This window comes from Nostoc foliaceum FACHB-393 (assembly GCF_014698505.1).
GTDB lineage: Bacteria > Cyanobacteriota > Cyanobacteriia > Cyanobacteriales > Nostocaceae > Nostoc > Nostoc foliaceum_A.
Genome location: NZ_JACJTD010000011.1, coordinates 1 through 13,326, shown reverse-complemented (window position 1 = coordinate 13,326; position 13,326 = coordinate 1). Strand labels below are relative to the sequence as shown.

At 42.5% G+C, this 13,326-nt stretch carries 11 protein-coding genes and 1 pseudogene; 8 read left to right on the top strand and 4 right to left on the bottom strand.

The window, feature by feature from the left end:
* Positions 1 to 440: 440 nt before the first annotated feature.
* The 4 genes from H6G92_RS11515 to hetR all read left to right on the top strand — a co-directional run bounded on the left by H6G92_RS11515 (position 441) and on the right by hetR (position 5,690).
* Entirely contained in the window at positions 441 to 2,855 is a 2,415-nt protein-coding gene (locus H6G92_RS11515) for an EamA family transporter (RefSeq protein ID WP_190893831.1), read from the top strand.
* On the top strand, positions 2,856 to 3,008 hold the full coding sequence (locus tag H6G92_RS11510) for a hypothetical protein (protein ID WP_190893830.1): 153 nt from the start codon (positions 2,856 to 2,858) through the stop codon (positions 3,006 to 3,008).
* Between the two features lie 327 nt (positions 3,009 to 3,335).
* Complete coding sequence (locus tag H6G92_RS11505) at positions 3,336 to 3,527, top strand: hypothetical protein (RefSeq protein WP_190893829.1); 192 nt, start codon at positions 3,336 to 3,338, stop codon at positions 3,525 to 3,527.
* A gap of 1,263 nt (positions 3,528 to 4,790) precedes the next feature.
* On the top strand, positions 4,791 to 5,690 hold the full coding sequence (hetR, locus tag H6G92_RS11500; protein WP_069071266.1) for a heterocyst differentiation master regulator HetR: 900 nt from the start codon (positions 4,791 to 4,793) through the stop codon (positions 5,688 to 5,690).
* Between the two features lie 290 nt (positions 5,691 to 5,980).
* Here hetR and tnpA read toward each other — a convergent pair whose 3' ends face one another.
* On the bottom strand, positions 5,981 to 6,391 hold the full coding sequence (gene tnpA, locus H6G92_RS11495; RefSeq protein WP_190893828.1) for an IS200/IS605 family transposase: 411 nt from the start codon (positions 6,389 to 6,391) through the stop codon (positions 5,981 to 5,983).
* A gap of 77 nt (positions 6,392 to 6,468) precedes the next feature.
* Between tnpA and H6G92_RS11490 the strand changes: the two are divergent.
* A pseudogene (locus tag H6G92_RS11490) lies at positions 6,469 to 7,686 on the top strand (RNA-guided endonuclease InsQ/TnpB family protein).
* 161 nt (positions 7,687 to 7,847) lie between these two features.
* On the opposite strand, the gene H6G92_RS11485 reads toward H6G92_RS11490, so the two are convergent.
* Entirely contained in the window at positions 7,848 to 8,486 is a 639-nt protein-coding gene (locus H6G92_RS11485; protein WP_190893827.1) for a hypothetical protein, read from the bottom strand.
* Positions 8,487 to 8,745: 259 nt separating this feature from the next.
* On the opposite strand from H6G92_RS11485, the gene H6G92_RS11480 reads away from it, so the two are divergent.
* A complete protein-coding gene (locus H6G92_RS11480; RefSeq protein ID WP_190893826.1) occupies positions 8,746 to 8,919 on the top strand; it encodes a hypothetical protein in 174 nt (57 codons plus the stop codon).
* 23 nt (positions 8,920 to 8,942) lie between these two features.
* Complete coding sequence (gene rpsD, locus H6G92_RS11475; RefSeq protein ID WP_012408407.1) at positions 8,943 to 9,551, top strand: 30S ribosomal protein S4; 609 nt, start codon at positions 8,943 to 8,945, stop codon at positions 9,549 to 9,551.
* Positions 9,552 to 9,631: 80 nt separating this feature from the next.
* On the opposite strand, the gene moaA is transcribed toward rpsD, so the two are convergent.
* Entirely contained in the window at positions 9,632 to 10,618 is a 987-nt protein-coding gene (gene moaA, locus H6G92_RS11470) for a GTP 3',8-cyclase MoaA (protein ID WP_190893825.1), read from the bottom strand.
* A 161-nt stretch (positions 10,619 to 10,779) separates the two neighbouring features.
* Here moaA and H6G92_RS11465 point away from each other — a divergent pair, with 161 nt between their 5' ends.
* Positions 10,780 to 11,811, top strand: a complete 1,032-nt coding sequence (locus H6G92_RS11465) for a hypothetical protein (RefSeq protein WP_190893824.1) — start codon at positions 10,780 to 10,782, stop codon at positions 11,809 to 11,811.
* Positions 11,812 to 12,074: 263 nt separating this feature from the next.
* Here the strand turns inward: H6G92_RS11465 and H6G92_RS11460 are convergent, their stop codons facing one another.
* Positions 12,075 to 13,214, bottom strand: coding sequence for an S-layer family protein (locus tag H6G92_RS11460; protein ID WP_190893823.1), 1,140 nt, complete (start codon positions 13,212 to 13,214; stop codon positions 12,075 to 12,077).
* Between the last annotated feature and the right edge of the window lie 112 nt (positions 13,215 to 13,326).

Genomic DNA, 13,326 nt, shown 5'->3' with positions numbered 1-13,326 from the left:
AAACTGTCACACAAGTTACATTCCACACAAATTTACAGCTAGTTTCACAAGTCAGAAAATTTTGTGGCGATGTCTGGGCACAAGTCGCTTTGTACCTACGCACATGCATCTGCAAGTCTTTGATAATTACTATTGGCAGCAAAACAATAATTATTTATCTGGAGTGAGATTTTTTGAAAAATAAAAATCTCATTGACAAATAGTTGATCTAAATTAAACTGACCAAATACTTGTCAATGCTGGAGAGAACACGGTGTAGTAACCAGTGGGACAAATTTGATGCTTTGCCAAGTTGTGTTCAGTATGACAGAATTACGTTGAAATGCGGAAGTGCTGTTAAAATTTTCAATTTATCTGACAAAATACAGGAAATTCGTATGAGCGCCAATAAAGTGTACGGGAAGCAGCTTTATCGTCAAAGTGTTAGAGGTTAGAAGCTAATGGGGCGATTCGAGAAGCAACCAGAAAACCCGAGAGTCAGAGGCGAGCTATCCAGAGCAGCAGAAAATGCTCTTTGGGCTGTAGTTGAAGACTTAGAAAATCTTCAGCAGAATGTCCTCAGAGCGTTACAAGAAGACGTAAAGCGGCTTCAGTCAGAAAAAAATCGGTTATCTGATGACATTCAAAGCTTGCTAGAGGAAAAAGAGCATTTACAACAAGTGCGCCAAATTACCGAGCAGCAAGTGTTAATTCGTCAACTGGCAGAAGTTCTGGCAAAGCATATATCTTCACAACTTCAATCCTCTCTGGCAACTTTAGCTAATCAAACTATAGAGGGTAAATCTTACGAACAAGCTGCGCTAAAGTCCGCTGAAGTGAGCAGCAATGTAGTAGGTGAAATTAATGAAAAAGTCGAACACATGTTTGACAGCTTGGATGACACCGTTACTGTAACCTTTAACTCGCTGCAACAAGAGCTGAAGAACTATCAAAGTAATCTTTCCCAACAGTTGTCACGGATGTATAGCCAGCAGCAGCAAGGGGAAACGATTTTGGCGGAGTTTGTTAATCGCCTGCATGGAGAACTAGAAAAAACTATAGAAGAAACTTCACGCAAGCCAGCAACAGCAGGTACACCTACTGTTTTGCAATTTACCGAGCCAGAAACAAACAGTTCTTTTGAGACATCCTCGCCACAGCTTGGCGAAGTAGTAAAAAATTCTCCTGAGCCAATTTCCCCGATCCCTAATAAATTTTCACCAAGGGAAACGACATCAGAGCCACCCGTTGTTAGAGAAAACGCCGCGAACCCAATTTCTATTTCCAGTAAGGACTTGTCCGAAAGGGAAACGACATCAGAGCCGCCCGTTGTTAGAGAAAACACCGCGAACCCAATTTCTATTTCCAGTAAGGACTTGTCCGAAAGGGAAAAGACATCAGAGCCGCCCATTGTTAGAGAAAATGCCGCGAACCCAATTTCTATTTCCAGTAAGGACTTGTCCGAAAGGGAAAAGACATCAGAGCCGCCCATTGTTAGAGAAAACGCCGCGAACCCAATTTCTATTTCTAGCAAGGACTTGTCCCAAAGGGAAACGACATCAGAGCCACTGTCTGCTGTAGTTCCGCCACCAAAGGACAATGCCACCGAACCAATTTCTGTCCTCAATAAGGACTTGCCGAAAAACGAAACGACATCAGAGCCTCCTACTGTATCTGTACCACAGCCAGAAGTAACACAACCTTTACGAAGGAGAAACGCTGCTGAACCAATTTCTGTTATCCGCAGGAACGTGCCGCAGAGCAAAGCTAAATCCTCACCGATTACTGCGCTACAGCCGCAGTCGGGAGAAAAACCTCCACAATCGCGATCGCGTGATTCCTCCGGTTTATCGCAGATCCAAATTGGTTTATTGTTGATTGTCTTATCGGCAGTGGTCTCGTCGCTTTACAACGTAGCTATCAAGGTGATTTTCCACGAAGGTTCTCAGATTTTTGGAGTATTGGAGGTAGAGCGCTTGCTGCCACCAACTTTGGGCAATACTCTATTAATTTTGACGCTCAGGTTTATGGTAGTTGTACCACTGATGGTACTGTTGTCTCCTATATTGCATCCAACCCTGTGGCAAGACTTGGAAAACTTGGCTAACTCAGTTCGAGGAAATCCCACATCTGCTAATGCAGCAACTAAGCGGATTTTAATGTTGTCAGTTGTTAGTGGGTGCTTTTTGTTTTTGTCTCAGGTGCTCATATATATTGCGATCGCTCAAGTCACGACAGGAATGGCGATCGCACTATTCTTTGTCTATCCGATGGTTAGTGGTCTATTATCGTGGTTTCTGTTTCGCGATCGCCCTGGCATATTCCGCATCGGTGCGATCGCCGCGATTTGCTGCGGTGAATTGTTGGTTTTAGGGGGTTCTCCCAACACAGGTATGGGTAATACTTCAATGGGAAGCATTGCCGCCATTCTTTCGGGTGTGGCTTTTGCTGCCTACATAATTCTGACGCGGGTCTGTGCTAGCAAAATGCATCCTGTAACTTTTACTTTAATTAACTTCGCTACCATGCTGCTGTTGAGCTTTATCTGCTTGATGTTACCTTTACCCAGTAGCTGGAACTTGCTAATTGACCCCTCAAAGATGCTAGAACTGGTTTTAAGTGCGTTTATTTTGGGTGTGCTGACTCTTGCTGGCTATTTGCTGAACAATGTTGGTATTGGTAAACTAGGTGCCTCGCGATCGGCGATTATCGGTGGTAGTATCCCAGTTTTAACTGTGATTTTCGCTGGGGTAATCATTCAAGAAAATTTGGATATTGTGCAAATTCTGGGAGTGTTGTTAGTAAGCTTTGGTGCGGCTGCTTTCAGCTTTGAAACAATGCGAAATCAGGTTAAACCCTCTAGTCCCACGAATTAAATGACGAGTTCAATCAGTTTAGGTGTGATGGGAGCTAAAGTAGCTCTAATTACTCTCAGCATCAATCCTGACGCGAATACGCCTAGTTGTAACTTCTCTAATTCATCTGTGACAAACAAGATCCCCGGCTTCTTCGAGAAGTCGGGGATCTAAGTTTTCACGAATTGGTACTGCTGTATGGGTGGAGATAAGCTGTTAAGCATTTAATTTGCACATTGAGATCGCAGGGGGCAGGGAGCAGGGGAGAGGGTTTGCAGCTTTTATTACCATAAAAATGGTGCAATTTAAATGACGATTAGCTTAACACTGAATAGATGAGTAAGCAGTAATCAGAATAACTTGACTTGTAATATATTTTTGGGGATTTAGCCTGATACAGGTAGGGAAAACACGTATATATAAGCAGTATGAGTAGTACTGACTCAAGCAATTGAGCACGAGTACTTGCTCAGAGTGGATATGGGCAAGGAGTTAAGACCATTGCCGCATATTTTGAAACTAGGAGATGGAGAAGTAGGAGAAATGTTTAGAGTAACTAGTTTTTTAAGCGTGGAAGACTATTGTAGCTACATGAATAATGGAGCGATCGCCTCTGAAACAGGTAGTAGCTTTATTCTACTAAAACCTCTGTATGTAACGAGGAATTTTCAATTCCTCGTTACACGCTCTTGAGTTTGGTGAGATAGTATCTTTAATCTATTCCAGTCTGTACTAGTCAATTTGGTCTGCGATCGCTCAGACACCTAGAAAAAGAAGCTTGTATCATACGTTGTTCCGGTTTCTCATCCTTTTATAGCAACAAACTATTTATGTAATTCAAGTTACTCAAATATATAAAACAGTGAGGTAAAAACATACTTAAAAATAGTCAATAGATTAGTTGAATCATGAAAATTTAAAATTCTTTCATGAAAAAAATATAATTTTATTGGAAAAAAATCTCTAAATAATCATTTTATTAAAACCAATATGTTTTATTATATGTATGGCTATTAACCAATTTTTCGGCTATTAGTATGCTCAACAAAGCCTCATGGTTACACGATTCAGTCTGAAATAATCGCAGGTTTCTGTGTCAACTCATCAACAGAAAAGGACAAATCAGACTTGGATTTAGGAGTCAATATAAAAATATCATCAAATCTTGATTTAAGAGGAATGTAAATTATTTAAATATGCATCATTCTTACAGTTAAAAATACATAAAATTGTTTCAAATTAAAAAAATAATGATATGATAAGGAACGATATTTGAAAAAACAACAGGGATTTTGAAATTGGAATTAATTGCTCTACTTGATGTCTACTATCCTCCCTCAAGCCAACAGCTTATACTGCCGAGACATCACTGGAGGTTGTGAACGAGATGATAGTTCACAACGAGCCGTGTGGCTCAACCTCTGAATGTGGCTACACCTGGTAAGCGATTTCTTGTTAGACTACTCCCAATGAACTCTAGCCACCTGTGTACTACAAATAATTCACCAAAGCTGAATAAAAACCATATTTTTCGAGTAACAGATATCCCAGATGAACTGCGCAAACTAGTTTTTACTCCGAGTCGGCATAGTGCCACAATTAGGTGTAAACAGCTTGACGTTGTTGCTCTTGAAAGATCAGAAAAACCCCAGAGAACTTAAAGGCTTTGTAGATTACTTGGAACACAGTTGACTTTTGGGAACTAAACCGCCGTCAAGCTGAACTTGGTGATGTATGTAATTTTCCGGTTAGATGCAGGGACAGTTATAGTAATAACGACTGAATCTGCTTTTTTACCAGAAAATATGCGAAAATGGTAGTTTGGACTACCACGGTTCTCATAGTTATCGCATACTAATATAGTCTGAAGTGAAGACATCGCCTTCAGCCAGGTGTATACTACCTATTTTCACTCGATTAACAACTGTGTAAACGTGCTATTCAATTGTCTGTAATATGAGTAACGACATAGATCTGATCAAACGTCTTGACCCCAGTGCGATGGATCAGATCATGCTTTATCTGGCTTTCAGTGCCATGCGGACGAGTGGGCACAGGCATGGGGCATTTTTAGATGCAGCCGCAACGGCAGCAAAGTGTGCAATTTACATGACCTATCTGGAGCAGGGGCAAAACCTGCGAATGACAGGGCATTTGCATCACCTGGAGCCAAAACGGGTAAAAATTATTGTAGAAGAAGTCAGACAGGCGCTAACAGAAGGCAAACTGTTAAAAATGTTGGGTTCTCAAGAACCTCGCTATTTGATTCAATTGCCTTATGTCTGGCTAGAAAAATATCCTTGGCAACCGGGGCGATCGCGCGTTCCTGGTAGCAGTCTGACAAGTGAAGAAAAAAGACAAATTGAGCAGAAACTGCCAAGTAATCTACCTGATGCTCAGTTAGTTAGCTCTTTTGAGTTTCTGGATCTGATTGAGTTTTTGCACAGGCGATCGCAAGAAGACTTGCCACCCGAACACCAAATGCCTTTGAGTGAAGCCTTGGGTGAGCATATCAAGCGCCGTCTGCTCTACTCAGGAACGGTAACACGCATTGATTCTCCTTGGGGAATGCCCTTCTACGCTCTTACCCGTCCTTTTTATGCCCCAGCAGACGATCAAGAACGTACTTACATCATGGTAGAAGATACCGCTCGGTATTTCCGCATGATGAAAAATTGGGCAGAACGGCGGCGAAATGCTATGCGGTTGCTGGAAGAACTTGATATCCTCCCAGAAAAAATGGAGCAGGCTATGGAAGAATTGGATGAAGTTATCCGGGCCTGGGCAGATAAATATCACCAAGACGGTGGTATTGCAGTGGTTTTACAAACAGCTTTTGGCGAAAGAGAAGACTAGTAGCGCTACGCAAAATTCAAAAAGCTTACTTTATAAGCTTTTTACTGATTTTGTCCCTTACTTAGAAGTAGGGGTATGGTTAATTTATTTACATTGTAACACTGTACTACTAGTACAAAAGTCACAAGCAGTTTTGTGACTTTTGTATTGTAAGTATTTAGCTTGAACCGACAGAAGCCCCACGTCTGACCAGATAGGGCAGCGTGGGATGAATGACGGGTGAGTTGACGACAATCTTCCGACCAATGCCGACAGGCAAGGGAGGAAGATATGGAGGAAACGAACAAATATTAATCTTCAGGCTGTTGTTGGTTCTCAATGTACTTTTTCCGCATTGAAACAGTAACACCCCCACAACTAGCAATAAAATAAGAACCGTTCCAAAAGACATCTTGACTATAAAAAACTTTTAAATGTTCGGAAAATTCTTGTCTCAATTTTCTGGAGGAAATTGATTTTAAGTTATTTACTAACTTACTGAGTTCTAAATCAGGATGATATTGAAAAAGAAGATGTACGTGATTATCTTCACCGTTGGACTCAACAAGTTTACAATCCCACTTTATTAATAACTCCTCAAAAACAGTATGTAGACGCTCTCGCATTGCTGTGTTAAAGGCTTTGTGCCTATATGTCGTTAAAACAAGATGTGCTTTCAGGTCACTCACAGACCTCCCTTTGGAAACAAAGTCATTTTTCATTGGCTGTATGTAGACTTAACTCAAAATCAGTGTAAATTGAAAACATAACACTGATTTAGAAAGGTGGTAATAAACAGTTGAGGACAGCATACCAGTACAGATTACGCCCGACAAAACAACAGGCAACAGAAATAGACAGATGGCTATCTATGCTGTGCGCTCAGTATAATTATTTGTTGGCTGATAGGTTTAATTGGTATGAACAGAATCGTTGACCTGTTAACGCTTGTCCTCTTGTTTGCCACCTACCAGAATTAAGAGACAATCCAGACTATTACTCTCAAAAGAAAACGTTACCCGAATTGAAAAAGACTCATCCCCATTACGGTGATCTTTACTCACAGGTTTTACAGGATATAGTTAAGCGAGTGAAGGTAACATTTGACCGTTTTCTTAAGGGTGATAGTAATGGTAAGCGAAGCGGTAGACCAAGGTTTAAATCCAGAGTTCGGTATAGGACGTTTACTTATCCTCAGATAAAAGAAGACTGTTTGCAAGGTAATCTGATTAATCTCCCTAAACTGGGATTAATAAAGGTTGTATTGCATCGTCAGATACCTACTGAGTTTAAAATAAAAACTGCTTCTGTTACCAAAAAAGCTGATGGATATTACTTAACTCTCAGCCTGGAAGATTCTACAGTTCCAGAAATCAAACCAGATATTAAGAAAGAATCAATAACTGGTATCGATATGGGATTGAAAGACTTTTTGACAACTGCGAGTGGCTCCACAGTTACTATTCCTCAACACTATCGCAAAGCTCAAAAACGATTAAGAGTTACCCAAAAGCGTGTTTCACGACGAAATCCGGGAAGTAACCGCAGGCACAAAGCAGTTAAGCAACTGGGTAAACAGCATAAAAAAGTTGCTGATAAACGCAAAGACTTTCATTTTAAAACTGCTAATAATTTATTGAAAAAATATGATGTAATTGCACACGAAGACCTAAACATTAAGGGACTTTCAAAATCTAAACTTGCAAAATCTGTACATGATGCTGGATGGGGTAGCTTCTTATCAATATTGACAAATAAAGCCGAAAATGCTGGTTTGTTGGTAATACCAGTTAAAGCATCTGGGACAAGTCAGGAATGTTCTAATTGTGGGGTGAAAGTACCCAAAAAGTTGCATGAACGATGGCATGAATGCAGTTGCGGTTGTTCTTTGGATCGCGACCATAATGCAGCCATCGTAATTAAAAATAGGTCGGTGGGGCATCCCGACTTGAAAGCTCAGTTAATGTCCTATGCAGTAGCAGGAGTCACTGAGAAGCCCACACCTACAGCTTGCTAAGGTGTGGGAGTATGTCACTTTGCATAATTTGCAAGCAGAGGGAAATTATAGCGGGTTTTATATAAATAAATATTGTTGCGTTGCTCCAATCATAGTAGGGTGGGCATTACAATACCCACCCTACTAATTAACCTGTATTTTCAGTCAATTAGCACTGTAATTTAATTAGTGCCGGGTTGCGTTGGAACGAGTGGTTGTGTTGGAACTGGGGTAGACTCGAAACTTGGACTTGAACCCGCAGGTATTATAGTTGGCGGTGTAGACGAAGATGAAGCACCGATAACACTATCATCAGCACTGATACAAGTATCTAGTGCTTGAGTAGCGGGAAAGTCGATTTGACTACGCAAGCCAACCACACACTGCCCAAAGCGCACAGGTAACAAACTACGTCCACAGTAATCTAAAACTGCCGGATTAGCTTCTTCCTTAGTACTTAAGCTAACGCCAACTACACAGGTAGCTAACTCTTCAGGACGCCGAGCTTTCCCACAAGAAGAAAGCGCATCTGTAGCAGCAATTTGGGTTTCCTTGTCAATTTTAACCACGCAAGCAGCTAAATCCCTGGGACGCAGTGCTGCTGCACAACCTTCTGATGCCGCTTCTGCTGTTACACCCACCCCCAGAAGGCGACCCGCACAGACACTATAATCATTGTTAACAGCGATCGCTGTATTGGGTAAGATCGTTGTCAACCATCCAGCTATAGCCAAAACTGGTATTGTTAAATTCCTGGAGGTGGAACTGCTTTGTCTGTTCTTCCCTCTGTTAACCACTTTTTTGCTCATTGACATTGCCATTCTCCAAACACCCAAAGTTATGCTAACTTAAATATTTAAAAAATCCTCTGTAATTAAAGAATTTCAGCGGTAGCAAGGTATAGACATAATTAATTATGTTGGAAATTGTGTTAATATAACTGTTTGAAAGATAAGTAGGCAACGTAAAAAGTATTTCAAAGTTAAGAATACTACGTAAACCAATCTGATGATTGAGTAGCCTACGAAACTAAATAAACACAAAAAAGTTATTGGCAGAAGTACGGCGTGACAGGTCGGAATGCAGGCTTGGCAGCTAGTGTGTCGGCTCTACCGACTTAAAGCAACTGGCGCAAAAGTTGATGCCTCTACTTTGGTAGGATACTTCATACCAAGGCAAGCAGCCTCAAAAACCAAGAATCCTCTGATTTTTAATCAAGGGAATGTCAAAATTGAATGTTTGGGTAAAGTTTAAACAGGATTAGATTAAGGAAACTCATGTCCCGATACAGAGGGCCACGCCTCAGAATTGTACGCCGCTTGGGCGATTTACCAGGATTGACTCGTAAAAGCGCCAGACGCGCTTATCCGCCTGGTCAGCATGGTCAGAACCGTAAGAAGCGCTCTGAGTATGCTATCCGTTTAGAGGAAAAGCAAAAGCTCCGCTTCAACTACGGTTTGACAGAAAAACAATTGCTGCGTTATGTGCGCAAAGCCAGACGTGTTACGGGTTCTACCGGACAAGTGCTGCTGCAATTGCTAGAAATGCGCTTAGATAATACCGTTTTCCGGTTGGGTATAGCCCCGACTATCCCAGCTGCTCGTCAACTGGTAAATCATGGTCACGTAACTGTTAACGGTCGTGTGGTTAATATTGCCAGCTACCAATGCCGTCCTGGTGAAGTAATTGCAGTCAGGGATCGGGCACAATCACGGAAGTTGGTGGAAGCTAACTTGCAATATCCCGGTTTGGCCAACCTCCCCAGTCATTTGGAGTTTGACAAAAATAAGTTGGTTGGTAAAGTCAACAGCGTTATTGAGCGGGAATGGGTGGCATTACAAGTTAATGAACTACTTGTGGTGGAATACTACTCACGACAAGCGTAAGCAGTTAGGAGTTATGAGTTATGAGTTATGAGTTTAAAGACGATAATTCCTAACTCCTCACTTTTAACTCCTAACTATTTTCATCCACCAATTTGCGACATGGTGCGGGTGTATGTACCTAAAATGCCAGAATCGCGCCCTTTAAAGTTAATTTCTGGCTTAATTGCCAGTAAATGTCTCACCTGATCTTGTAATTGAGCGGTACTAGTACCAGAACGCAAAGCAGTTTTTAAATCTATTTGACCAGTTTCATTTAATAAACAGGGACGCAGCCAACCATCAGCACTAAGGCGCATCCGGTTACAACGATCGCAAAAACATTCCGACATTTGACTAATAAATCCCAGTGTACCCTTCGCACCGGGAATTTTAAAGACATCAGCAGGGCCAAAACCACGAACTTGTGATTCTGTCAACCCCCAGCGATCGCGGATTTGTTGCCGTAAATCGGCTGAAGATATCCAACCGCGATCGCCAAACAAATTTACATTACCAATAGGCATAAATTCAATAAATCTAACGTGCCACTCTTTCTCAATTGTCAGGGCGGCTAAATCTAGAACTTCGTGGTCATTGACCCCAGGAATCACCACCACATTCAGCTTCAGGGGGTCGAATCCGACTTGATGGGCAGCTTGAATCCCATGCCAAACTTGTTGCCAACGAGAACGCCCCTTATTACTAATAATTTGATCAAAAGTGTCGGGATCAAGAGAGTCCAGACTAATATTAATTCGTCGTAGACCAGCATTGTAGAGGTTTTGTGCCATCGGAGCCAGCAAAAACCCGTTGGTGGTCATTGAGAGGTCTTGAGTTTGGGGAAAAGAAGCGATCGCCCTTACCAAATCTACCACCCGCGGCCGCAACAAGGGTTCACCCCCAGTCAAACGAAACCGATTAAAGCCTACTGGAATAAATACCTCTTCAATTAAGGTGAGTAGCTCCTCATCACTCAACAGCTGTTGCTTGAGAATATAGTCCAGTTCTACTCCCTCTGGCATACAGTATTGACAACGAAAATTGCAGCGATCGATTAAGCTAATCCTGAGGTAGTCTACCTGGTTCATCGTTTTATTTTTATTCTCTTTGATTAATTAAGTACCTCGCTGAGGTGGTTTACCCCTTGCCCCTATTTTGTGGTAATCCAAGATACTGCACCACCTCTTAAGTTAGAGCTTACAGATTGTGGCATAATAAGCCGATCGCGTCCACTAGTTAGTCATCAATCGTGCAAGATACCGACTCCATCAACGACCTTGCTGCTGCGTTACTACAGCCAGCAGATATCAGCTTTGAACTGCCCGATCCAGAAGATGAACAGATTCTAGAGTCAGATTTTCAACAGCAGCTAGAAATAGCTTGGCAGGTATGCGATCGCTTTGATTTGCAAACTGAAATCTGGCGGGGGCGAATTTTACGTGCTATCCGCGACAGAGAGAAAGTGGGTGGTGACGGACGCGGTACTGGTTTTCTGCGATGGCTAAAAGAGCGGGAAATCAGCAAAAGTCAAGCTTATGCCTGGATTCAACTGGCGAATAGTGCCGATACTCTCATCGAAGACGGTAAACTTGACCCAGGTTCTGTCAACAACTTCAGCAAACGGGCATTTGTTGAAACCTCCAAAGCATCGCCAGAAGTGCAACAGATGGTGAGTGAAGCGGCCCAAAAAGGCGATCGCATCACCAGGCGGGAAGTGCGTCAACTCAGCGATGAATGGACAGCCATGTCCTCAGATTTATTACCTGAAGCAGTTAAGGAAAAAGCAGCAGATAACACCCTTCCTCCACGCTATATCGCCCCACTGGTGAAGGAAATGGAAAAACTGCCAGAATCGCACCAAAAGTTTATCCAAAAGGAAATTGCTGCTAACCCTGATGTGGATACCCTCAAACAAGTTACTACAGAAGCGCGTAACTTGGCCAAATATCTCAAAGGGGCAGCTCAAGTCCAGGCGCTGACGCAGGAAAATATTGATATTGAAACAGCCTTAGAAGAAGCGCAGAGAGTCGGCTGTTTGAGCATTGCTGCTGACTTGGTAAATCAAGCATCCCAGATTGAACAAACGATCGCTAAACTTTATATGACTTGGAAACGAATCGGCAATTTGGCAGATAGATTATATGTAGATACTGGCGCAAGTACACCCAACTTGCGATCGCTCCTCACTTGCTTGGAACCTCTGGGTGGTGAAATCATGGAATTGCAACTTAGTGGTGCGACTGAACACACTGTACGTCTGCAAATTCAGGAGACGAGTTAGAGAATAGGCATCGCGCATGGCCGCGAAGTTACGAGAATTAAACATTGATCCAGAAACAGTTTAACTTATAGTCAAAAGGGCGGTTAGAAACCGCGTCTACACAGACAAAACCCACCTCCGTGGGTTTCAAACCCTCAACTTTTCCTTAGTCCGCCGAGGCGGACTTCTCTGCGAGACGCTACGCGTAGCTTGCTTCTCCGAAGGAGTACGTTTGTGTAACCGCGAATTCCATTCGCCTTGGCTCTAAGTTGACTGTTCATCTTCTAATTAGCAGCGCAAGATGTAGCGGTGAGTGAGGAGTTATGGGGCGAGGCAGTGGGTACTTGAGCAACCAGAACCACATTCCCATTGGCATCCATTACCCATCCTTGGGCTTCTACAATTTGAGTAGGTTCATTGACAGAATTAGCTTTCTGTGATTTTTCTTCTGTGTTTCCCTGCGCTTGAACAACCATTCTTTTCTGAATACCGCCAGCACGATTCTGACTCTCTGGCTTGAGTGTGATCCAATCTGCCAGCACCGCATCATCAGCTATCAATGGCTGCGTGGGATCGGCTACTAATCCTCCACGTCCAGTAGCAATAAATGAACTTTTTCCTATTTTTCCACCAGAATCACAACTTGCGGCAATTTGCTGCGAAGCATCAACCAGATTTACGGGTAGTTCCACTAATCCTTTACTGGGGTCAGCATCTGGTGAGTTGATTTGTACAGTGCCACTTAATGAAGGGTTTTGCTGAGAAAATGCGGTGATGTCACTTGTTCGCAGGTTATTCGGGTTGATTTCCTTTGGATCGCGTCTTTCCACATCTGCACGGGTGCGTGGCACAAAACCAAAGATGTTCTTAGTTGTGATTGTGATTTTACCACCAGAGCCAGAGAAGGCGTTGGCGGTGATATCGTTATTGCCGAAGGGAGTAGCAACGAGGAAGCCATTAGGTGCTTTGATGGTGATATTACCGCCAGTTTTATCACCTCCTGCATTAGTAGTTATTTGGCTGTTGCGGCGCATCAGTAATAAGTCTTGCACCTGTAGCGAAATATTCCCACCAAGACCTGACTGACTATTAGATGTGAGACTTCCTTGGTCGAGCAGGATAGAGCGAGCGGTTATATTTAGCTCGCCTGCTTTTCCAGAGCTACGTACATCCTCTGCGTAGATGAAATCGTCTACAAGTTGACTGCTCACAGTTACTGTAGCTCCGTCGCGGATAATTAATTGTTTTGTATCGATTGTCACTTGACCAGCATCTCCGGAAGTGTTAGTCAAAGCAAACAAGCCAGTAGACAAACCTCTTGAGCCTCCAATTAGTTCTACGGAATTGGAGGCTTTCACAGTCAAATTTCCTCCTGCTCCTTTACCTGCTATAAATTGGAAATTGTCGTCTAAGCTAATCAGCATTTAAATTGCAATATAACCATTATTTCCTTTGTTTTTTATATTTCGATGCCACTTAATGACTAACTCACCCTGATTCAATAGCTTATCAAGTATTGACTTCAACTCATCTACT

Coding starts and splice junctions, on each gene's coding strand:
- H6G92_RS11515 (WP_190893831.1), top strand. CDS start 441: ATGGGGCGATTCGAGAAGCAACCAGAAAACCCGAGAGTCAGAGGCGAG.
- H6G92_RS11510 (WP_190893830.1), top strand. CDS start 2,856: ATGACGAGTTCAATCAGTTTAGGTGTGATGGGAGCTAAAGTAGCTCTA.
- hetR (WP_069071266.1), top strand. CDS start 4,791: ATGAGTAACGACATAGATCTGATCAAACGTCTTGACCCCAGTGCGATG.
- tnpA (WP_190893828.1), bottom strand. CDS start 6,391: ATGAAAAATGACTTTGTTTCCAAAGGGAGGTCTGTGAGTGACCTGAAA.
- H6G92_RS11485 (WP_190893827.1), bottom strand. CDS start 8,486: ATGGCAATGTCAATGAGCAAAAAAGTGGTTAACAGAGGGAAGAACAGA.
- H6G92_RS11480 (WP_190893826.1), top strand. CDS start 8,746: ATGCAGGCTTGGCAGCTAGTGTGTCGGCTCTACCGACTTAAAGCAACT.
- rpsD (WP_012408407.1), top strand. CDS start 8,943: ATGTCCCGATACAGAGGGCCACGCCTCAGAATTGTACGCCGCTTGGGC.
- moaA (WP_190893825.1), bottom strand. CDS start 10,618: ATGAACCAGGTAGACTACCTCAGGATTAGCTTAATCGATCGCTGCAAT.
- H6G92_RS11460 (WP_190893823.1), bottom strand. CDS start 13,214: ATGCTGATTAGCTTAGACGACAATTTCCAATTTATAGCAGGTAAAGGA.